Raw genomic sequence first — 21555 nt, 5'->3', positions numbered from 1 at the left:
TTACATTTGTGCTTAGAAGTTTTAAAAAGCTTCTAAATTATCAAAATTCAAATAATATGCAAAACATTCCTAGTGTTGACTTGCGTGATTTCCTTTCGGATGACCCGAAACGTAAACAAAAATTTGTAAATGAAATCGGAACCGCTTACGAAGAAATAGGCTTCGTAGCATTAAAAGGTCATTTTTTGAATGACGAATTAGTTGAGAACTTGTATACCGAAGTTCGTAACTTTTTTTCACTTCCTCTCGAAGTAAAAGAAAAATATGAAATTCCAGGTATTGGTGGGCAAAGGGGCTATATTTCTTTTGGAAAAGAACATGCCAAAGGACGCTCAGCTGGAGATTTGAAAGAATTTTGGCATTTTGGCCAATATGTAAGCGAAGGTTCAAAATACGCTGGTGAATATCCTGCCAATGTTGAAGTTTCAGAATTAGCCAATTTTAATACAGTTGGAAAACAAGCCTATCAAATGTTGGAGAAAACAGGAGTTTATGTACTAAGAGCATTAGCCTTGTTTATTGGTTTAGACGAATTTTACTTTGACCAATATGTAAAAGATGGTAATAGCATTTTAAGACCTATTCATTATCCTCCAATTACAGATGAGCCAAAAGACGGCGCCGTTCGTGCAGCAGCTCACGGAGATATTAATTTGATTACCCTATTAATGGGTGCTCAAGGAAAAGGGTTGCAAGTGCAAAATCACGATGGCGAATGGATGGATGCTATGGCACAACCTGACGAATTAATGATTAATGTTGGTGATATGTTATCCCGTCACACCAATAATCGTTTGAAATCAACGATTCATCAAGTAGTGAATCCACCAAGAGAATTATGGGGAACCTCACGTTATTCTATTCCGTTTTTCATGCATCCTGTTAGCGATATGAAACTAAATTGCTTGGAAAATTGTATCGATGATCAACACCCTAAATTGTTTGATGATATCACTGCTGGCGATTATTTATATGAGCGTTTGGTGGATTTGGGTTTAATCAAAAAATAATTTTTACTTTTATACAATACAAAAGATGTCAAGCTCGCTTGATGTCTTTTTGTTTTTATAAAAAAAAGGAACGCGGATAACGCAGATTTTACAGATTTGCGCAGATTAATTTATTTATGAGTAGTATTTTACATCAAGAATTAACCAAATCAATATTAAAGATATTTTTTGAAGTTTATAATGAGTTAGGATACGGTTTTCTAGAAAGAGTGTATCAAAATGCTTTGTATAATGAACTTAAAGCAAATGGATTTCACGTTGAAGCTCAAAAGAAAATCAAAGTTTATTATAAAGAGATTGAAGTTGGGGATTATTTTGCTGACATTATTGTAAATGATTTAGTAATTTTAGAATTAAAAGCGCAAGATTATTTGGTTGAAGCGAATGAATTTCAAATACTGAATTATTTAAAAGCAACTTCGTGTGAAGTTGGTTTGCTTTTAAATTTTGGCAAAAAACCTGAATTCATTAGAAAAGTATATAAAAATAATAGAAAATAAGACTTCATAAATCTGAAAAATCCGCGGCATCAGCGTTCAAAAACATACACAAAACACACAAAAAATGGATTTACAAGACCAATTAAAACATCTTTTTCCAGATCATCAATCCCTTCCTGACGAACCTATTGAGGAAGTAGCGCACGAATTGTACGTGCAAAAAGAACCGATGATTTGCAAATACGAAAAACGAAAAGGCAAAGCCACCACGATTATAGAAGGCTACGAAGGAAGCGATGAAGATTTCAAAATTCTAGCCAAAGAAATAAAAACAAAATTGAGTGTTGGCGGTACTTTCAAAGAAGGAGCAATTATCATTCAAGGGGATTACCGCGATAAGATAATGGCACTTTTACAGGAGAAAGGCTTTAAAACAAAAAGAGTTGGAGGGTAAATAGTAAGTTTTCAGTATGCAGCTTTTAGTGTTCAGTTTCATAGATAAAAAACACAAAAGCACGTACTCTAGTCTTCATAATGTAGGCTTTAGTGCTCATTTTAATAACATTAAACGATTAAACCTTAAACAATTTAAACATAGGTTATGATAAAAGATTCCGAATTAATACTCAACCCTGATGGTAGTGTCTATCATCTTAACTTAAAGCCAGAACAAATTGCAACTACAATTCTGTTTGTGGGTGATCAAGATCGTGTAGAAAAAATCACTAAGCACTTTGATGCTATCGAGTTTACCGTTCAAAAAAGAGAATTCAAAACGCAAACTGGTACCTATAAAGGCAAGCGAATTAGTGTGATTTCGACTGGAATTGGTCCAGATAATATTGATATTGTGCTCAACGAACTCGACGCTTTAGTCAATATCGATTTAAAAACCAGAAAGATAAAAGACACCCTAACAGCGTTACGAATCATCAGAATTGGAACTTCAGGTTCTCTGCAAGCTGATATCCCAGTAGATCATTTTGTGATGGCGCAATACGGACTAGGATTAGACAATATGCTTCGCTCTTATTTGATTGATTCAATTTCTGAGACTCGTTTGGAAAAAGCCTTTATCGAACAAACCCACTGGGATTTGAAAAAAGGAACGCCTTATGTTATAGGTTGTTCCACTGAGTTGGAGCAATTAATTGCAAGTGAACAAATTCATAAAGGAATTACGGCAACAGCTGGTGGTTTTTATGGTCCACAAGGACGTGTGTTGCGTTTAGGAATTCAAGATTCAGCATTGAATTCTAAAATGGATTCCTTTAGTTTTGAAGGGCATCGCATTACCAATCTAGAAATGGAAACTAGTGCTATTTATGGACTCGGTAAGTTACTAGGACATCATTGCTTATCTATGAATGCCATCATTGCCAACCGCGCCAACGGTACTTTTAGCCAAGATCCTTATAAAGCCGTAGACGAACTTATTTTGTATACACTCAATAAACTAGCCCAATAATTACCACAAATGGATGTACTTCTCGAAACTGACCGATTAATTCTTCGCCCATTTACGCTTGACGATGCCGAAGCCATGTTTATTATGGATTCCAATCCTAATGTTCATAAATATTTATGGAACAAACCCGTTCAAGATATTACAGAAATCTATCCGGTGATTGAATCGCTTCAAAAACAATATGCAACCAATAAAATTGGCCGTTTTGCTACTTTTTTAAAAGAAGACGGACAATTTATCGGTTGGACAGGTATTAAGTTCATCAACGACCATATAGAAAACGGAAACACCAACTTTTACGATTATGGATACCGCTTGGACGAGCGCTTTTGGAACAAAGGCTACGCCACCGAAGCCACAAAATTTTGGCTGGATTATGGTTTTAATCAAATGAATATTAAAGAAATGAATGCTTACACGCACGCTCAAAATGGTGCTTCCAATCATATCCTGAGTAAATGTGGGATGCAATTTGTAGAAGAATATACGGCTGAAGATGGCATCAATTGGAAATGGTGGCAACTATTTAATCCAAATCAAAAATAAATGACAACAATACGAATAGCTGGTGTTCCAGAACATTTTAATTTACCTTGGCATTTAGCCATAGAAAATGGAGATTTTAAAAAAGCAGCCATCGACTTGCAATGGACAGATGTTCCAGAAGGGACGGGTAAAATGTGCCAAATGCTTCGCGATGGAAGTACGGATATTGCTATTATTTTAACCGAAGGTATCGTAAAAGATATTACCGCTGGCAATCCTTCAAAAATAGTTCAAGTGTATGTTGAAACTCCATTAATTTGGGGAATTCACGTTGCAGCTCAATCTAAATACGAGACCTTAGCGCAACTTGAAGGCACCAAAGCTGCCATTTCAAGAATAGGTTCTGGTTCTCAATTAATGGCGTATGTCAATGCTGGTAATCAAAAGTGGGATGCTAATTCCTTGTTATTTGAAATTGTCAATACGATTGATGGAGCTGTCATTGCTTTGACCGAAGGTACGGCTGATTATTTTATGTGGGAAAGATTCATGACGCAACCTCTTGTTGACAAAGGAATTTTTAGGAGAATCGCTGATTGTCCCACACCTTGGCCTTGTTTTGTTATTGCAGTTCGAGACGAAATTTTAGACCAAAACCCAAATGTGATTACCAAAATTCTAGAAATAATCAACCATAATACGTCACAATTTAAATTGATACCTAACATTGTTACAAAGCTTGCATCACGCTATCATCAAAAAGAAGAAGATCTTGAAAAATGGTTAGCTTTAACCGAATGGTCGCAAAAACAACTAAGTAAAAATGTGTTAAACAATGTCCAAAATCAATTATTGGAACTCGGAATTATTGATAAAACAAGTACATTTGCTGCTATAGTAAAAGAGGTATAATCGTACTGCTTTTCAATGATATGATAGCACCTAAAAAAATTGATGTCACTAAGCTGAAAACCCAACTACAAGTCAAGAAACCTTGGGATGTTGTGCTTATATCTATTTTAAATTTAATTATTACATTTCCTGTTTTTATTATTGCACATCACAATGTAATTGATCCAGATTGGGCTTTTAATCTTGATAGACTACTTATTTTTGCATTGGTTTTTATGGTGATTCATTTTATATTGAATGCGATGAAAACACTGACCTTAATAGTGATTATTCTGTATTTTTTTGTGCTAATTTATGGAAGTGTTTTTGGAAATTATGGTTTTGAAAGTATAGTAGAAGACTATAATTCAATGGTGTACACTATGTCCGATAGCCCTTATCCTCAAGATATTATTGTGGCAAAACTCCTTCCTTTTCCTAATAAAACAAAAATTAGACGCGCTATTGAATACCAAAGCCCTAAGGTTAGGAATTTTGCGGTAATGGCTACAAGTAAGCATTTTAAAAGCATTAAAGGCTACTCTGATTATAGAACCATAATACAATGTTTTGCAGTGTTCAAAGAAATCAATGCGCGTTGGAATTATGTACATGATCCTAAAGATGGCGATTATATTGCGACAGCTACTGAATCCTTGCTCTATTTTTCCGGGGATTGTGACGATCACTCCATTTTGATGGCTGCTTGCGTTCGAGCTATTGGTGGCACTCCACGACTTATTCATACCAAAGGGCATATTTACCCGGAAATTTTAATTGGCACCAAAGAAGATTTAGAAAAAGTAAATTATTTGATTAAAAACGAATTATTTCCCAAGGAGAGTGCTAACAAAGAAATCCATTACCATATTGATGAACGAGGACAGGTTTGGATGAATTTAGATTATACGGCAAAATATCCTGGAGGACCATTTTTGTCAGAGGAAATTTTAGGTGCTTTGACTTTGATATAGATTATTTTCTGCTTTTTTCATACAATTGACGCCCTAATTCTGCTAAAAAAGGAAGTCCAATGGTATCGTATTCATAAATTCCATCATTAAAAATTTTGTCGTTATTGACCAAAATAGTAGCAGATAGTAGAAATTCAATATTGTTTTTGGAATCCACAATATAGGCACAATCCGTTACTGTGCCGTAAGCTTGTCCTATTTTGTTGTAAATTTTTATATGATCGGGTATGGTTTCTTTAGAGTCACCGAATAAGAAAAATTTACCATAACCATCATAATACTCTTTAGGGTTATAACCCGCGTTTCTTGGTAAATTTTGCATCGAAAACAAGATAAAAGCTCTGCTTTTTTCAGAAAGTTTGAATCTTTCACTTTCCTTAAAAGTTTCAGGAAAGACAATTCTTTTGAGTGTATTGTGCAAAGTTTCTAGCGGGTAGTAATTTTTTTGTGAGAAATCAAAAGGAGTTTCAACTATTGCATTAGTAGCATCATTAAAATAACCTTTTCCTTTAACGACATTATTTATCATCAATGGCTCAAATTTTTGAGAAGTTGTTGAAGGAAAAACGGTTATGGTGTTGTCATCCTTATATAAAGTTATGGGTTTTATGAGTAAACTACCCGAGTTCGGGTTGATAATCTATGTGTTATTCTAAAAGGAAACAATCCTTTTTGTTTCAAGCCATTGTTTAAGGCATTAAATCCAATAAATTCAAAAAGATGATTGCTGGCCTCATTATCGCTTACAGCAAATAATTTTGAAATCTCCTCAGAAAACTTCCACTTTGAAGTAGCGTCTCCGATAGAAAATGTTGAATTAACTGAAGTATTTGGTATGGCATCTAACTTTTCCATCGCCATAACTGCGATAGGGAATTTGACCGTACTAGCTGGATAAAAATACTGATTGGCGTCTACATGATATTTATAATCCTTAAATAAAACTTTTCCTTGTTTGTTTCTGGTAATTTGAGAGTAAATAATTTGAACTTCAAAGGCTGATGGATTTTGCATTACTTGATGAATAATCCCTTTTTTAGTTTTTAGAGTTTGTTTCAAAGGGTTTCTTGTGATGCTGCATCCATAAACTGCAATTGATAAGATGACTAGTAATATTTTTGCATTAAATTTCATAAATGAATATATAGAGCTTGAAATATACTACAAATTAAGTAGATGGTAAGTTATTGTAGCGCTTTTATTTATGATTTTTGATCCTTTCAAAAAAAGGGAAGTCCCAAAATTTCGGGATAAATAAAATAAAAAAAATCCGTAAAAACTTGATGTTTCAAGTCGTTACGGATTTTATCTGTGGGCGATGAGGGGTTCGAACCCCCGACCCCCTCGGTGTAAACGAGGTGCTCTGAACCAGCTGAGCTAATCGCCCTTTCGGGTTGCAATGTCTTGCGTTATTGCGTGTGCAAATATACATCTAGATTTTGTATTTGCAAGCGTTTTTTTGAAAAAAAATAAAATAAAACAGTGCTTTTTTCTTTATTCCTTAAAAGTCAAGTGTTTAGTTTTGGGTGTAAATGCATTTATTTTTTTGTATTCGCTTCCCATAGTATTACATTTGGCCTTTATAAAATAAGATTATGGGAAGATTTAAAGAAAATGATTTGCCTAAAGCAAAAATTACCGCAACATCAATCAACAAAGCCAAGATTATTTTTAGATATGCGGGCAATAATACATGGAAGTTTTACTTAGGCTTATTGTTTCTGTTGCTAACGAGTGTTACTGCATTGGCTTTTCCAAAGTTTATGGGAATGCTTGTGGATTGTGTTAACAAGAAAGATGCTGATTTAGCCAATCAAATTGCTTTGGGATTGGCCTTAGTACTGGTTTTGCAATCCGTTTTTTCTTTTTTTAGATTGTCACTTTTTGTGAATTTTACAGAAAACACCTTAGCGAATGTTAGACTGGCGTTGTATACCAATTTGGTCAAATTGCCCATGTCGTTTTTTTCTCAAAAAAGAGTAGGAGAGTTAAATAGCCGTATAAGCAATGATATTAGTCAAATTCAAGATACCTTAACCACTACTATTGCCGAATTTTTACGTCAATTTATTCTTATCGTAGGTAGTTTTATTATGCTGGCTAGCATTAATGTGAAATTGACTATTATGATGGTTTCTGTAGTGCCATTGGTTGGAGTAGCGGCTGTGTTTTTTGGTAGATACATTCGTAAATATTCTAAAAAAGTTCAAGATCAAGTAGCAGAAAGCCAAGTGGTAGTTGAAGAAACAATGCAAGGGATTAGTATTGTCAAAGCTTTTGCAAATGAATGGTACGAGATCGACCGTTATACTACAAAAATTCGCGAGGTAGTCAAAGTGGCGATTAAAGGAGGGCAATTGCGCGGTTATTTTGCCTCATTTATTATTGTGTGTTTGTTCGGAACCATTGTAGCTGTAGTTTGGTATGGCGTACAATTGAGTATTGCTGGCGAAATTACCGTGGGCGAATTGTTTACTTTTATTTTGTATTCTAGTTATGTGGGTGCCTCTTCGGGTGGAATAGCCGAGTTGTATGCACAAATGCAGAAAGCCATCGGAGCAACCGAGCGTGTGTTTGAATTGTTAGAAGAAGTACCAGAAAAAATCAATAGTACTGAAATTCAAAATTTTCCTAAAATAAAAGGCGATGTTGCTTTTCAAAATGTTGCGTTTACCTATCCTTCCCGAAAAGAAATTGAAGTTTTGAAAGGAGTTAGTTTTTCGGCTCTGTCCGGACAAAAAATTGCTATTGTTGGGCCAAGTGGTGCAGGAAAATCAACTATTGCTTCCTTGCTACTCCGTTTTTACGACACCACAGGAGGAACAATTACCATTGATGATAAAAATATGTTGGCCTACGATTTAGAGGCTTTGCGTGGTAATATGAGTATAGTACCTCAAGATGTGATTTTGTTTGGTGGAACGATCAAAGAAAATATTGCTTATGGGAAGCCCAATGCCACCGACGAAGAAATTATGTTAGCCGCTAAGCAAGCCAATGCGCTGCAATTTATTCAAGGATTTCCAGAACAATTTGAAACAATTGTTGGCGAAAGAGGCATCAAACTTTCTGGAGGGCAAAGACAGCGAATTGCTATAGCAAGAGCGTTACTTAAAAATCCTAGTATTTTGATTTTGGATGAAGCTACTTCTTCTTTGGATAGCGAAAGCGAAAAATTAGTTCAAGAAGCTTTAGAAATTTTAATGGAAGGAAGAACGAGTATCATCATTGCACACCGATTATCAACGATTCGTAGTGCGGATCAAATCTTAGTGTTGGATCAAGGACAAATTGCTGAAAAAGGTACGCACCAAGAACTAATTGCATTGGAAAATGGAATTTACAAAAACTTAAGTAATTTACAATTTAGTACGCTTTAGAAATATTCATGGTTATTTAGTCTAAAATCGATGTAATGCAAATAAAAAGCAGTGGTGTGAATCACTGCTTTTTGATTTTAGGAGTTGTCTTTATTTGGAGCATTAGGCCTAATAATCATTCTCAAATCATGATCTTTGGTGAAGTAGGCAATAGACCAGTTATAAAATGTAGCCATTTTATTTCGATAATGCATTAAAGAAATTAGGTGCACAAATACCCAAATAAACCAAGCGAAAAAGCCTTTGAAATGCAAGTTTTTCGGTAAATCAGCTACGGCTTTATTTCTTCCAATGATGGCCATTGAGCCTTTATCTGTATATGAAAATTCTTTTAAAGGTTTTCCATTGGCTAACTGATCAAAGTTTTTGGCTAAATTTTCAGCTTGTTGTAAGGCGACTTGTGCCACTTGAGGATGTCCATCTGGAAAATTTTTGTCTGTAAGCTGAATACTATTGTCACCGATAGCATAGCAGTTTTCTAAATTTTCAATAGCATTATAGCCATTGGTTTGAAGTCTTTTTCCTCGACCAAAACAATCTGATGGAATCCCTTCAAACTGTTGAGTCGTAACGCCTGCTGCCCAAATTAAATTTTCGGTTTCTATTATTTTTCCATTGCTTAATAGTACTTTTTGATTTGAAAAATCGGTGACCTGCGTATTTAAATACACTTTGACGCCTAGTTTTTTCAAATCTATTAGAGTGCTTTCTTGTGCTTTTTTGCTCATAGGAGATAATAGCTGTGCGCTGCCATCTACTAAGTAAATATGTGCTTTAAAAGGATGCTTGTTGAATTCTGGATAATCTTTTTTGAAAACGGTTTTGCGTAACTCTGCCAGCATGCCTGAAATTTCAACTCCTGTAGGTCCACCTCCCGCAACCACAATGGTAAGTTTTTCTTTTAACTTTTTTTTGTTGTCGAGTAGTCTTGTGGCTTCTTCGATTTGCTGCAATAAAAAATTACGCATTTCTAAAGCATCATTCAACGTTTTCATTGGAATGGCATTCTTTTGAACATTTTTCATTCCAAAATAATTCGTAACTGTTCCTGTGGCAAATACTAAATAATCATACGTAAGCTCGCAAGTAGAAAGGATCACTTTTTTCTGATTAGCCTCAATTTTTAAAAGTTCACCATTTACAAAATTCACGTTTTTCTTGTCTCGTAATAGTTTTCTAAATGGATAGCTAATGTTAGAAGGTTCCAAAAAACCAGTAGCTACTTGATACAGCAAAGGAGGGAAGAACACATAATTGTTCTTGTCCACCAAAGTGATTTCGTAGGCTTTGTTTGTAATATCTTTAGCTAAGTTTAGTCCTGCAAATCCTCCTCCAATAATGATGATTTTTTTCATGATTGTAATGGTTAATGTGAAACTACCTTTAAGCCGATGATGGAAGCAATTAAGGTGGTTATAAAAAATAATCGCCAGAAACTAGCTGGTTCTTTGAAAACAAAAATTCCAATCAAAACCGTACCTACGGCTCCAATGCCTGTCCAAACTCCATAGGCAGTACCAATGGGAAGGGTTTGTGTAGCTTTTATTAATAAAGCCATGCTGATTAATAATGAGAGTAAAAAACCGGCATACCAATAATACATTTCGGTACCGTTTGTTTCTTTGGCTTTGCCTAAACAAGCAGCAAAGGCTACTTCAAATAATCCTGCGATGATGAGTAGAATCCAATTCATGATTTATTTTTTTTGACAAAGTTATAGCTCCGTTTTCAATTAAAATTTTACAAATGTTAAATACTTTTAATGTTTTGAGTTGCTCTGATCCTACTTAAACTAACTTGTGAAATACCTAAATAGGAAGCGATAATTCCCAACGGAACGCGTTGAAAAAGATCTGGGCGATGATTGATCAAATCCTCGTATCTGTCAGAAGCCTTCTTGAATTGTATGTCAATTAATCGTTTTTCGGTTTTGATTAGCTCCAATTCTGCCATTTTTCTGGCCCAATTGGCAATGTGAATATCACTGGTTAAAAGCTGGTTCAAAATGGATTGATTAATTTTATAGAAACTACTTTCTTCAAGTAATTCAATGTTTTCGTAACTTTTTTGATTTAAAACATAGTTTTTTAGCGAAAGTACCGTATCAGCTTCTTTTCCGAACCAGAATGTGACTTCCTTACCGTCAAAGTTGGTGTAAGCTCTAACAATCCCTTTTTTAATGATATAAATATGGTTTTCGATTTTATTTTCATGCATTAAAATATGGCCTTTAGGAAATGTAACTAAAGAAATGGCCTCTTTAAAAGAGTTTATGGAAGATTCAGGTAATGGATAAATATTATTTATTATGAAGTCTATTTCCATTTTATTAATTGCGTTTATGGACTCTAAATTAAACAATTGAGAGTGAACTAGTGTTCTTTTTTTAAGAAATACATTTCATCTTGGTGCTTTGTTTTTTTTAAGAATTAGGACAGTCCTATTTTTTTGTATTTTTTTTCGACTACAACTCCCCGTGAATCATAAAAATACACATTTGTGTTACTAGCTGCATTGGGTGTAATGTATTGTTTTACAGTATTTAAAGCTTTAATTTTGCACCATAAATCATTGGTTATGTTTAAAAATAAATTAATTTTAGGAGTAGCTTTATTGTTACTCACCACACTGAGTTATTCACAAAAAAAATTAATTATGAAAAATGAAAATGAAGTTTTGAACCCATTTCCTAAAACCTTTTCTCATATCGGAATTACAGTTCCAGATATCGAGAAAGCGGTAAAGTTTTATACCGAAATTTTAGGTTTTTATGTTATTATGCAACCTACCGTTGTTAAAGAAGAAAACGAAACTGCCATCGGAAAAATGTGTATTGATGTTTTTGGAGAAGGTTGGGGCACCTTTAAAATTGCTCATCTATCAACAGGAGATAGAATTGGGATAGAATTGTTTGAATTTAAGGAAAGTAAAGAACTAAAACCCAATTTTGAACCTTTCCGTTCTGGGTTGTTTCATTTTTCAATTCAGGATCCAGATATTGAAGGATTGGTTGAAAAAATTGTAGCAGCCGGTGGCAAACAAAGAATGCCTATCCGAGAGTATTATCCAGGCGAAAAACCCTATCGCATGTGTTATGTAGAAGATCCATTTGGAACCGTATTCGAGATTTATACGCACTCTTATGAACTTCATTATTCACAAGGCGCATACAAATAATTTGATTTTGCAAAATCTTGTCCCCATTGGTTCAATTGCAGAATAATGTGGATGATGCTTTTGCCAGCAGCCGTTAATTCATATTCGACTCTGGGTGGAGTAACCGGAAAAACAGTTCGTTTAACTAAGGCATCTTTTTCTAGTGCCCGCAAAGAATAGATAAACATTCTATTTGAAATATCAGTGATGCTTTTTTGCAATTCACCGGATCGGACGGGACCTTCTTTTAAGTGAAATAAAATGAGGCTTTTGTATTTGTCTCCAATTAAGCGCAAAGTAAAAGCTAAGGGACAATTGAATTCCTTGTTGTCGTATAGGATCGTTTCTTTGTCTTTTTTTGTATTCATTTTTAATTAAAGGTAGTTAAAAATTTAAAAAGTTGATTTTGAAAAAATAAGGTAGGCATAACCTTTCTTCTTACACTACATTTTAATTTGTGTGTAAATTAACTATTGTTGTAATTTGAAATACAGTCATTTATGTAAATTAGTGCAGCTTTTTTAAAACTTGATTTACTATTTTAAATTTGATCTCATGAAAAATACTGCCTTTTTTTTAGTTGGATTTACTACTTTATATTGGGTCTTTTTTATTGCTTTTTGTCAAATAGATACTTCCTTAAAAATGATGAGTATTTTGTTTGTAATAGGCAATCTCTTGATTGTTTTGATGGTATACAAGGTGCTGAAAGATTTTTATAGTACCACTAAAACCTTCAAAAATTGGTACGAAGATCATCCCAAAGCAACAGAAAAAAACAATTAGTTGCCCTGCATTTTGATCGTGGCATACATCAACTGTAGATAGATTTTTCCTTTTTTGGTGGCTTCCGTTTTCATTTTCTTTTTGTCAATGGTAGTTCCTTTTCCTAGAAAGTTTATTGGAATTTTTAGTTTTTCAATTTCAAAACTAATGGCTACTTTTTCAGGTAAAATATCTTTGTTTTTTTGATATTCCATAAGCATTTGATAGGCTCCATCTTTTTTGGTATTAATTTCTGTGGCATGAAGACGTTTTGACTTTTGATCCAGCCAAACGGTTGCTATCGAAAAATCGGCCTTGGGGTCAATCGGGATAATGTTGAGGACTTTACAGTTTTTGCCGTTTTTAATTGCTCTTCCTCGATCGACGGTAATATATGGATATTCGGTGAGGCTGTTCAACGAAAAATCCAATCCTCTTTTGGGTAAAAGAACAAAATCATCGGTATCAATTTTCATTCTTTTGCCTTTGGTATAAGTGATTTTTGCTTGTTTATTGGGCATATTAATAAACGAAATATCGACTTTCAAATTCAATGTTGCATTGAAATAAGTCACCGAATCCATTCGTTGTTTCAAAGCCAATAGCTGTTTGTCTATTGGTTGAGAAAAGCAGGAATTTACGGATAGAAAAAATAATCCTATATATAAAATTAGTCGCATTAGTCAAGGTCTTTTCGGATGAATAAATAGCCACCTAAAACGGCTGTTATCAGAGTGTAAATGAATAATAAAATGGTATTGAAATATACTTGATTCCAAGCGATTTCAGGATAAAAGAAATATTGCCAACTGTCGATTAATTTTACATAAAACCATTGATTTAAGAAAGTCGAACTTAAATCTATTTTGAGCAATAAATTGGTAAATACTAAAAAAAATGAAGAAGCAATCCAAGTAGCGGTAGCTTCTTTAATGACTAAAGCCAGCGTCATGCTCACAACGGTGTAGAATAACATAGAGAATCCACCAGAGACAAAAGCCAAGAGGATGCGTTGTTTGGCTATCGCATCTGTAAAAAAGTTGAGCGATTCTAGATATACAATCAAATCGCCATGACCAAAGATAGCATTGGAAAACACAATAGAAGTAAAAGCAAGAAATAGCAAAACAACAATTGTAAGCTGCATGGCAACGAGGTATTTTGCTGTGATAAATTTCAATTTGCTTACGGGTTGCAGAAAAATAGCTTGTAGTGTTTTGTCTTTATATTCCGTTGTTATCATTCCAGAAACCAAAATCATCAAGATTAAAGGTAAATGAAACCAAAGTGTATTCAATAACAAATACACCATTAGGTTTCCATTCAATAAATTGCCTTTAAAATAGAACGATTTACGTAAATTTTCTAAAAGAAGTTCAATAATATCGGTACCCTGAAAATAGGCGCCCACTAAGACCATTGCTTCAATAATTACAATGGCTCCAAGTGCCCAATAGGTTCTCTTTTGTTTGAATAGTTTGTACCACTCGATTTTGATTAATTGCCACATCATAAATTAAATTTCAAAAAGTTCTTTCATGCTGTAATCGGGTATGCAGGATTCAATCGCGATCCCTTCCTTTAACAAAGCTCTTATCAAATCACTTATTTGGTCTGATGTTATGGCTACCCATGCCATTTGCCCTCGAATTTGGTACGTGTAGCTTTGAAGTGCCTTAGCATTGGCGATTCCTTTTCCGTAAATGGCATAGCCTATGGTGTGTGCAGAAAGTAATTCTTGCGTTGGTCCACTGTGTATCATTTCTCCTTTTTTTAAAACATAGAGACGATGGCAGGTTTTAGCAATTTCTTCAGTAATATGCGAGGAGAGTACAATAGAAAGTTGTTGTTTTTCGCAAAGATCAAGGATAAGTTGACGCAATGCGGCTACACCAATCGGGTCTAAACCATTGAAGGGCTCGTCTAAAACCAACACAGCAGGTTGATTGAGTAGCGCAATGGCGATAGCCAAACGCTGTTTCATTCCCATGGAAAAACGACTTACCGCATCTTTCCGATTTGGATCCAGTCCTACTTGTATGAGGCAATCATTGGTGAAATTTGTGGAGGTTTTTAGTCCTTGCATACCGGCAAAGAGTTTTAGGTTTTCTGCAGCCGAAAGATATTCGTACAGACCGGGCTTCTCAATGATACCGCCTAAGGGTTTTGCGCGATGTTGTGGTAATATCACCGTTCCGCTGTCGGGTTGTATTAAACCAAAAATAATTTTAAACAAGGTTGTTTTTCCTGCACCATTAGCGCCTAATAAGCCTATGATTTCTCCGGGTGGACAATGCATTGAAACTCCACGAAGAACTTCCAAATTGCCGTAGGATTTGTAAATATTATGTATTTCCATTATTGGGTAAGCTTTGTTTGAATCGCGTTATAATCAAATCTTGATTGATAGCTGGGTTCTAGAAAAGTGCGATTCCAGAATTTTTTTTTGAAAAAAAACAAGGGGTCGTTGACCATAAAGTAGGGGATGAAATGATACCATTTTACACCTTTTTGTTTGTAATAATCGACGATTTCATCTTTAAAACCCAGTTCGTCGGCGGCAACTGTTGCGGCTATGCGTTGGCATTTTGAAACCATGTAGGTGTCGCAAATGCGTCGGTTAAAACCATGAATAAAAAATTGATCTTTGGCTCTTTTGTAGTTTTGAAAGCGTGACCAACCGTCGGCTAGTACCAAAAAAATGTGTAGAAAGGAAAACAAAAAACAGCCTATCCAAAAGAGTATCGCTATGGTTCCTCTATGTTGGATGGCATGCAGCAATTGAATGCCATAAATCCAGGCTTCTAGGATGAAAAGGATTAACGAATAATACAGCAATTCTCCTACCTTTAGATAGGATACAATTAGTGGTGGTTGTTTGGGTAAGTTTGTATCAAACATAGATAAAAAAGGAAGTGACAGTTTTTTTACATTTTACCCCTTTTTTTGGGTAGTTTGTTTTTTTTGTTTTTGCTCGAATCGAGGCTCAAATTTTAATGCAAAATAAGAAAAAACAATTTATTATTCTGTGATATAATTTTAATTTTGGCTAAGAATTATGAAGTATAAAAATCAATGTTAAAAAAGAAAATTTTTTTATTTTGTTAAATTTTTGCTTGAAATGAAAGGAGAGATACTATTTATGAGTTTATAAATGTTGGCTTATTTTTCGTTTCTTGAGAGTAGAAAGAACTTGTTTAGAAAGCAACTGCCATAGCCCTGATGGGAGCGGCATCCTTTATTTTGCGGCTGCCCTTTTTTTAGAGGGCAGCCGTAAAATAAAGATATAGCGTACAGCAGGATTAGCTCCTAAAAAAAAATCCACTATTTGCTCTTTTAGCAAATAGTGGATTGAAAATAGTGTTTTGAAGATGTTTAGCTTCTGATTAATTTTCTGTATTTCAAACGTTTTGGAGTCAAGTCGCCACCTAATCGTTTCTTTTTGTTTTCTTCATATTCTGTAAAACTTCCTTCGAAGAAGTATACTTCAGAGTCGCCTTCGAACGCTAAAATGTGCGTACAAATACGGTCTAAGAACCATCTGTCGTGCGAAATAACAACTGCACAACCTGCAAAATTCTCTAAACCTTCTTCAAGTGCACGTAATGTATTTACGTCCAAATCATTGGTAGGCTCATCTAAAAGCAGTACGTTTCCTTCTTCTTTCAAAGTCATGGCTAAGTGCAAGCGGTTACGTTCTCCACCTGAAAGCATCGATACTTTCTTGTTTTGCTCGCCTCCTCCAAAGTTAAAACGAGATAAGTAGGCTCTTGAATTTACTTGTTTTCCGCCCATCATGATCAATTCTTGTCCATCGGCAAAGTTTTCCCAAATGGATTTGTTTGGATCAATATTAGAGTGTGATTGGTCAACGTATGCGATTTTTACCGTTTCTCCTACCGAAAACTCACCTGCATCGGTTTGTTGTTCACCCATGATCATCTTGAAAATGGTGGATTTACCCGCACCGTTTGGTCCAATAATTCCAACAATTCCGGCTTGCGGTAGGGTGAAATTAAGGTTGTCATAGAGTAATTTTTCGCCAAAAGCTTTCGCTACATTTTTGGCCTCGATTACGTTGGTTCCCAAACGTGGTCCATTAGGAATGTAAATTTCTAATTTTTCGTCGAGTTGTTTTTGATCTTCATTCAAAAGTTTGTCGTAGTTCTGCAAACGCGCTTTTTGTTTGGTTTGACGACCTTTGGCACCTTGACGTACCCAGTCTAACTCGCGTTCCAAAGTTTTTCTGCGTTTGGAAGCTACTTTTTCTTCTTGTGCCAAACGATTTGATTTTTGATCCAACCAAGAAGAATAATTTCCTTTCCAAGGAATACCTTCTCCGCGGTCTAATTCCAAAATCCATCCCGCAACGTTATCTAAGAAATAACGATCGTGCGTTACGGCAATTACGGTTCCTGAGTATTGCGCTAAGTGTTGCTCTAACCACAATACAGATTCAGCATCTAAGTGGTTGGTAGGCTCATCCAAAAGTAATACATCAGGTTGTTGCAACAACAAACGACATAAAGCTACACGACGACGCTCACCACCAGAAAGGTTTTTGATCGGGGTATCACCATCTGGAGTACGTAACGCATCCATAGCAATTTCCAACTTGGTATCAATTTCCCAAGCTCCTAAGGCATCAATTTTATCTTGTAAGGCTGCTTGTCGGTCCATCAATTTGTCCATTTTGTCTGGATCAGAATAGTTTTCTTCAAGACCAAATAAATCGTTGATTTGGTTGTATTCTTCAAGCACTGCCATGGTTTCGGCTGCTCCTTCACGAACGATTTCAATGACTGTTTTGGAGTCATCCAAAATGGGTTCTTGTTCTAAATAGCCAACTGTGTATCCTGGTTGAAAGACTACATCACCTTGGTAATTTTTATCAACCCCAGCAATAATTTTTAAAAGAGAAGATTTACCGGATCCATTGAGACCCAAAATACCAATTTTTGCTCCATAAAAGAAACTCAAATAAATGTTTTTTAATACTGGTTTATCTGCACCTTGATAGGTTTTGCTCAGTTTCTGCATCGAGAAAATGACCTTCTTATCGTCTGACATATTTTTAGTTTATTTAGATTAATGTGTATTGTTTGTAATTGATGACTTATTTCACCAAGCTACACGCGTCCTTTCAGAGAACTGAAAACCCAAGCGTTGGCTAAAAAACCAATGCCAACAGCGGCAAATCCCCAGCCAGAAACATCTCTGTAGCGAAATGCGCCTAGACCAATGAGCAAAATGCCCATTAAAAACATTATAAATGCGGCCCATCCTAGGATGGTGTTTTTATTCATTCCCATATTTGTGGTATTTTATTTTTTTCGGAACTGCAAATATCGTTATTTTTTATATTTTTTTTTCACAAAATAAAAGTATAAATGCTACTTTAAGTGTTTAATTAAAGATATGAAACAACATTTCTTTTAGCAAATCACCATTCGAAAGTGCATTGGCTCCCACACCTTTACTTTTGACGTCGATTTCACGCAAAGAGCCCACGATTTGACTGACTTTTTTCATAGGATAGTTTTTAAGAGCCAAATCGTAGTCTTTTAAAAAAAAGGGGTTTACACCTAAAACGGCGGCGACATTTTTTGGGTTTTTATCTTTCAGTCCGTGATACTTTAGCAATTGGATAAAAAAACTAAAGACCAATCCTGTAGTCATTACAATTGGATTGTCTTTGGGATTTTGGGCAAAGTTTTCTGCGATAGTGTAGGCTTTTAATTGATTGCGTTCGCCTATGGCTTTTCGCAATTCAAAAACATTAAAATCTTTGCTAAAACCAATGTTTTCTTCAATATGATGAGCCGTAATCGTGCTGCCTGCGGGTAGTATTATTTTTAATTTTTCTAATTCATTATTAATCCGACTCAAGTCGGTACCTAAAAACTCCACCAACATAGCTGAGGCTTTGGGTTCGATAGCATATTTTTTGCCGGCTAATACTCTTTTGATCCAATCTCCAACTTGGTTTTCGTACAATTTCTTGCTTTCGTACACCAAACCATTTTTAGCCAAAACTTTGGTCACTTTTTTACGTTTATCTAGTGTTTTGTATTTGTAACAAAGTACCAAAACTGTGGTAGGCATCGGGTTATTGGCATAACTTTCAAATTTATCAATGGTTCTTGAAAGTTCTTGGGCTTCTTTAACAATAACCACTTGTCGCTCGGCCATCATTGGATAGCGTTTAGCGGTGCTGACAACATCCTCTACTGAGACATCTCGACCATAAAGCACGGTTTGATTGAAACCTTTTTCGTCTTCACTTAGCACGTTGTCTTCAATAAAATCGGATAGTTTGTCGATATAATAAGGCTCTTCGCCCATTAAAAAATAGATCGGTTTTAGGTTTCCGGCTTTTATATCGTTGACAATTTTTATTACTTCGTCCATAGTAATTTACTAGTTTATTTTACCGGTTTTAATGGGTTAATGCCTAAAACTTCTTTTGTTATTGTCATATTACTACTGCAGTTTTTTATCTTTTCGTCTATCTTTTATTCTCTTTTTTCTCTATGCCAAAAGCGTTACTTTTGCTACATGCAAGAACTCAATTTTCCATCGTACACATTTCGATTCAAAAATAGCGAAAATAAAGTGGCTATTTTTGATGAAATACGTAAAAAATTCATAATACTTACCCCAGAAGAATGGGTCCGACAACATGTTGTTCACTTTTTAATTCAAGAAAAAAAATACCCAAAATCTTTGATTAATGTTGAAAAAGTGTTGCACGTTAACGGATTGCGAAAGCGGTATGATATTGTAATTTTTAATCCCAACGGAACTATTTTTGCCCTTGTAGAATGTAAAGCACCTCATATTACCATTAGTCAGAATACCTTTGATCAAATTGCGCAGTACAACATGACTTTAAAATCTCAATATTTGATGGTGACTAATGGATTGCATCATTTTTATTGTACCATGGACTTTGAGAATGAAAAATATGATTTTTTGAGAGCGCTTCCCGAGTATCAAAACCCAAGTTTTTTATCACATTAATAATAGTAAATGACCGTAGCTGTAGTTATCTTAAATTGGAATGGAATTTCTTTATTGGAGCAATTTTTGCCCACCATCATTGCACATTCACCTCAGGCAACTATTTACGTAGCCGATAATGCTTCGACAGATGCTTCGGTATCTTTTGTTCAAGCAAATTTTCCATCGGTTCAGATTATTCAAAATAAAGCCAATTATGGTTTTGCTGGTGGATACAACGAAGCGTTGAAAAAGGTAACAGCTGATATTTTTGTATTGGTCAATTCAGATGTTGAGGTGACGCCCAATTGGTTGGAACCGATGATTTCTACCTTTGAAAATGAACCTAAAACGGCTATTTTACAACCCAAAATTTTAGATTTTAAAAACAAAGCATACTTCGAATATGCAGGAGCGGCTGGTGGTTATATCGATAAGTATGGTTTCCCTTTTTGTCGTGGACGTATTTTTGATACCATCGAAAAAGATTTGGGGCAATATGATGATGTTGCCGAAATCTTTTGGGCTTCAGGGGCTTGTTTTTTTATTCGATCTGAAGTTTATACCACATTAGCGGGTTTTGATGCGAGTTTTTTTGCACATCAAGAAGAAATTGACTTGTGCTGGAGGGCTATTAATAAAGGTTATACCATTAAATATAATCCGAAATCGGTAGTGTATCATGTAGGAGGCGCTACCTTACAGCAAGGGAATCCTAAAAAAACGGAGTTGAATTTTCGAAATTCACTTTTTATGCTCACTAAAAATTTACCCAAAAAAGTATTATACAGCCGACTCTTTATTCGAATGTTACTCGATGGAATAGCGGGATTACAATTTTTAGCAAAAGGAAAGCCAAAACATTTTTTTTCTGTTTTGAAAGCACATGTGGCTTTTTATCAGTACTTTAGTAAGTGTTTTGGTAAAAGGGGTGCGGTTCAAAAGGAAGCGTATTACAAGGTAAAGAGCGTTGTTTTTTCTTATTTTATTAAGAATGGCACCATTTTTGAAAAGCTAGTTTAACAATATTTTATACCTAGGGATTTAGAATTTCATTTAAATTTGTAAAACATTTTAAAATTATAATTATGAGAAAAGTAGTATTAGCTTTATCAGTTTTGACGTTGTTAACTTCTTGTGTTTCTAAGAAAAAATACAGTGAATTGGAGTCAAAAAATAAGGAAACTCAAGATTTGTTGAATACAGCTACTGTAAAATTAAATTCTTGTTTAGAAGAAAGAGCTGGACTTGCTGCTACAGTAGAAGGATTGAGAGAGAAAAATCAATTGTTGATCAATACTTCAAAAGATATGACGGTTCTAACTACAAAAGGAGCAGAGAATATCGAGAAGGCTTTAGAGTCAATCAAAGAAAAAGATTTGAAAATTAGTAGAATGCAAGATGCTTTAACCAAAAAAGACAGTGTAACATTGGCTTTGGTGACAAGTTTGAAAAGTTCTGTTGGGATTTCAGATCCAGATATCGAAATTAACGTAGAAAAAGGAGTAGTGTTTATTTCGATTGCAGATAAATTATTGTTCAAAAGCGGTAGCTATGATGTAACGGATAAAGCAAAAGCTGTGTTAGCCAAAGTAGCGAAAGTAGTGAACGATAAACCTGATTTTGAATGTATGGTTGAAGGTCATACAGATAATGTTCCTTACAGAAGTAATGGAGTATTATTGGATAACTGGGATTTGAGTGTAAAACGTTCTACTTCAATTATTAGAGTTTTAACTAATGATTTAGGGGTAAAACCAGCGCAATTGATCGCAGCAGGAAGAAGTTCTTACGTGCCTTTGTTTGAAAATGATTCACCAGAAAACAAAGCAAAAAACAGAAGAACAAGAATTGTTGTGATGCCAAAAATTGATCAATTCTATGATATGATCGAAAAAGAAATGAAAAAACAACAACAATAAGTATTGTTTGATGATCATAAAAAAGGGCTGTTTCGTTTTTGAGACAGCCCTTTTTGTTATT

At 34.9% G+C, this 21555-nt stretch carries 26 protein-coding genes and 1 tRNA gene; 13 read left to right on the top strand and 14 right to left on the bottom strand.

Annotated elements, in window-relative coordinates; translation table 11 throughout:
• Positions 1-56 precede the first annotated feature (56 nt).
• The 7 genes from BXU11_RS10665 to BXU11_RS10635 all read left to right on the top strand — a co-directional run bounded on the left by BXU11_RS10665 (position 57) and on the right by BXU11_RS10635 (position 5269).
• Positions 57-1010 (top strand): isopenicillin N synthase family oxygenase, encoded by a 954-nt coding sequence (locus tag BXU11_RS10665; protein WP_078212513.1) that lies wholly within the window; start codon positions 57-59, stop codon positions 1008-1010.
• Positions 1011-1126: 116 nt separating this feature from the next.
• Positions 1127-1510 (top strand): GxxExxY protein, encoded by a 384-nt coding sequence (locus BXU11_RS10660; protein ID WP_078212512.1) that lies wholly within the window; start codon positions 1127-1129, stop codon positions 1508-1510.
• 64 nt (positions 1511-1574) lie between these two features.
• Positions 1575-1904, top strand: a complete 330-nt coding sequence (locus BXU11_RS10655; protein ID WP_078212511.1) for a translation initiation factor — start codon at positions 1575-1577, stop codon at positions 1902-1904.
• Between the two features lie 147 nt (positions 1905-2051).
• Entirely contained in the window at positions 2052-2918 is an 867-nt protein-coding gene (locus tag BXU11_RS10650) for a nucleoside phosphorylase (protein WP_024981223.1), read from the top strand.
• 9 nt (positions 2919-2927) lie between these two features.
• Positions 2928-3464 (top strand): GNAT family N-acetyltransferase, encoded by a 537-nt coding sequence (locus tag BXU11_RS10645; RefSeq protein ID WP_078212510.1) that lies wholly within the window; start codon positions 2928-2930, stop codon positions 3462-3464.
• Complete coding sequence (locus BXU11_RS10640) at positions 3465-4316, top strand: substrate-binding domain-containing protein (protein WP_078212509.1); 852 nt, start codon at positions 3465-3467, stop codon at positions 4314-4316.
• Between the two features lie 20 nt (positions 4317-4336).
• Positions 4337-5269: a transglutaminase gene (locus BXU11_RS10635; protein WP_078212508.1), complete on the top strand. Its 933-nt coding sequence runs from the start codon at positions 4337-4339 to the stop codon at positions 5267-5269.
• A 1-nt stretch (position 5270) separates the two neighbouring features.
• Here BXU11_RS10635 and BXU11_RS18095 read toward each other — a convergent pair whose 3' ends face one another.
• From BXU11_RS18095 to BXU11_RS10625, 3 genes are all read right to left on the bottom strand, one after another.
• A complete protein-coding gene (locus BXU11_RS18095) occupies positions 5271-5798 on the bottom strand; it encodes a hypothetical protein (protein WP_223253721.1) in 528 nt (175 codons plus the stop codon).
• A 77-nt stretch (positions 5799-5875) separates the two neighbouring features.
• Positions 5876-6403 (bottom strand): serine hydrolase, encoded by a 528-nt coding sequence (locus BXU11_RS18090; RefSeq protein ID WP_223253720.1) that lies wholly within the window; start codon positions 6401-6403, stop codon positions 5876-5878.
• A gap of 178 nt (positions 6404-6581) precedes the next feature.
• Positions 6582-6656 (bottom strand) — tRNA-Val (locus BXU11_RS10625).
• A gap of 208 nt (positions 6657-6864) precedes the next feature.
• On the opposite strand from BXU11_RS10625, the gene BXU11_RS10620 reads away from it, so the two are divergent.
• Positions 6865-8649: an ABC transporter ATP-binding protein gene (locus tag BXU11_RS10620; protein ID WP_078212507.1), complete on the top strand. Its 1785-nt coding sequence runs from the start codon at positions 6865-6867 to the stop codon at positions 8647-8649.
• 77 nt (positions 8650-8726) lie between these two features.
• Here BXU11_RS10620 and BXU11_RS10615 read toward each other — a convergent pair whose 3' ends face one another.
• The 3 genes from BXU11_RS10615 to BXU11_RS10605 are packed head-to-tail and all read right to left on the bottom strand — an operon-like array spanning position 8727 to position 10974.
• Complete coding sequence (locus BXU11_RS10615; protein WP_078212506.1) at positions 8727-10004, bottom strand: NAD(P)/FAD-dependent oxidoreductase; 1278 nt, start codon at positions 10002-10004, stop codon at positions 8727-8729.
• A gap of 11 nt (positions 10005-10015) precedes the next feature.
• Complete coding sequence (locus tag BXU11_RS10610; RefSeq protein ID WP_024981230.1) at positions 10016-10342, bottom strand: multidrug efflux SMR transporter; 327 nt, start codon at positions 10340-10342, stop codon at positions 10016-10018.
• A 56-nt stretch (positions 10343-10398) separates the two neighbouring features.
• A complete protein-coding gene (locus tag BXU11_RS10605; RefSeq protein ID WP_078212505.1) occupies positions 10399-10974 on the bottom strand; it encodes a Crp/Fnr family transcriptional regulator in 576 nt (191 codons plus the stop codon).
• 330 nt (positions 10975-11304) lie between these two features.
• On the opposite strand from BXU11_RS10605, the gene BXU11_RS10600 reads away from it, so the two are divergent.
• Positions 11305-11826 (top strand): lactoylglutathione lyase family protein, encoded by a 522-nt coding sequence (locus BXU11_RS10600; RefSeq protein WP_035717539.1) that lies wholly within the window; start codon positions 11305-11307, stop codon positions 11824-11826.
• Here the strand turns inward: BXU11_RS10600 and BXU11_RS10595 are convergent.
• Positions 11802-12173: a helix-turn-helix domain-containing protein gene (locus BXU11_RS10595; protein WP_078212504.1), complete on the bottom strand. Its 372-nt coding sequence runs from the start codon at positions 12171-12173 to the stop codon at positions 11802-11804. The genes BXU11_RS10600 and BXU11_RS10595 overlap by 25 nt on opposite strands.
• Before the next feature lie 187 nt (positions 12174-12360).
• Between BXU11_RS10595 and BXU11_RS10590 the strand changes: the two genes are divergently transcribed.
• Positions 12361-12591 carry a hypothetical protein gene (locus BXU11_RS10590; RefSeq protein ID WP_078212503.1) on the top strand — a complete coding sequence of 77 codons (231 nt, stop codon included), beginning with the start codon at positions 12361-12363 and terminating at the stop codon, positions 12589-12591.
• Here BXU11_RS10590 and BXU11_RS10585 read toward each other — a convergent pair.
• The 7 genes from BXU11_RS10585 to holA form a co-directional block, all read right to left on the bottom strand.
• The gene (locus BXU11_RS10585) at positions 12588-13166 is read right to left on the bottom strand and encodes a hypothetical protein (RefSeq protein WP_223253719.1); all 579 of its coding nucleotides are present in this window, start codon (positions 13164-13166) and stop codon (positions 12588-12590) included. The genes BXU11_RS10590 and BXU11_RS10585 overlap by 4 nt on opposite strands.
• A gap of 83 nt (positions 13167-13249) precedes the next feature.
• The gene (locus BXU11_RS10580) at positions 13250-14083 is read right to left on the bottom strand and encodes an ABC transporter permease (RefSeq protein ID WP_223253718.1); all 834 of its coding nucleotides are present in this window, start codon (positions 14081-14083) and stop codon (positions 13250-13252) included.
• Between the two features lie 3 nt (positions 14084-14086).
• On the bottom strand, positions 14087-14929 hold the full coding sequence (locus tag BXU11_RS10575; RefSeq protein WP_078212500.1) for an ABC transporter ATP-binding protein: 843 nt from the start codon (positions 14927-14929) through the stop codon (positions 14087-14089).
• Positions 14929-15471, bottom strand: coding sequence for a hypothetical protein (locus BXU11_RS10570; protein ID WP_024981239.1), 543 nt, complete (start codon positions 15469-15471; stop codon positions 14929-14931). Before BXU11_RS10570 ends, BXU11_RS10575 begins: the two co-directional genes overlap by 1 nt.
• A gap of 474 nt (positions 15472-15945) precedes the next feature.
• Positions 15946-17640 (bottom strand): energy-dependent translational throttle protein EttA, encoded by a 1695-nt coding sequence (gene ettA, locus BXU11_RS10565; protein WP_024981240.1) that lies wholly within the window; start codon positions 17638-17640, stop codon positions 15946-15948.
• Between the two features lie 59 nt (positions 17641-17699).
• Complete coding sequence (locus tag BXU11_RS10560) at positions 17700-17882, bottom strand: CAL67264 family membrane protein (RefSeq protein ID WP_035717520.1); 183 nt, start codon at positions 17880-17882, stop codon at positions 17700-17702.
• Between the two features lie 94 nt (positions 17883-17976).
• Entirely contained in the window at positions 17977-18981 is a 1005-nt protein-coding gene (gene holA, locus BXU11_RS10555; protein WP_024981241.1) for a DNA polymerase III subunit delta, read from the bottom strand.
• 147 nt (positions 18982-19128) lie between these two features.
• Here holA and BXU11_RS10550 point away from each other — a divergent pair, with 147 nt between their 5' ends.
• The 3 genes from BXU11_RS10550 to BXU11_RS10540 all read left to right on the top strand — a co-directional run bounded on the left by BXU11_RS10550 (position 19129) and on the right by BXU11_RS10540 (position 21494).
• A complete protein-coding gene (locus tag BXU11_RS10550; protein WP_024981242.1) occupies positions 19129-19593 on the top strand; it encodes a type I restriction enzyme HsdR N-terminal domain-containing protein in 465 nt (154 codons plus the stop codon).
• A gap of 9 nt (positions 19594-19602) precedes the next feature.
• On the top strand, positions 19603-20595 hold the full coding sequence (locus tag BXU11_RS10545) for a glycosyltransferase family 2 protein (RefSeq protein ID WP_078212499.1): 993 nt from the start codon (positions 19603-19605) through the stop codon (positions 20593-20595).
• 65 nt (positions 20596-20660) lie between these two features.
• A complete protein-coding gene (locus tag BXU11_RS10540) occupies positions 20661-21494 on the top strand; it encodes an OmpA family protein (protein ID WP_024981244.1) in 834 nt (277 codons plus the stop codon).
• Positions 21495-21555: the final 61 nt, after the last annotated feature.

The organism is Flavobacterium sp. LM5, assembly GCF_002017945.1.
In the GTDB taxonomy this organism is placed as follows: domain Bacteria; phylum Bacteroidota; class Bacteroidia; order Flavobacteriales; family Flavobacteriaceae; genus Flavobacterium; species Flavobacterium succinicans.
Note: the sequence above shows the minus strand (reverse complement) of the source record. Positions and strands in the feature narration are given on the sequence as shown.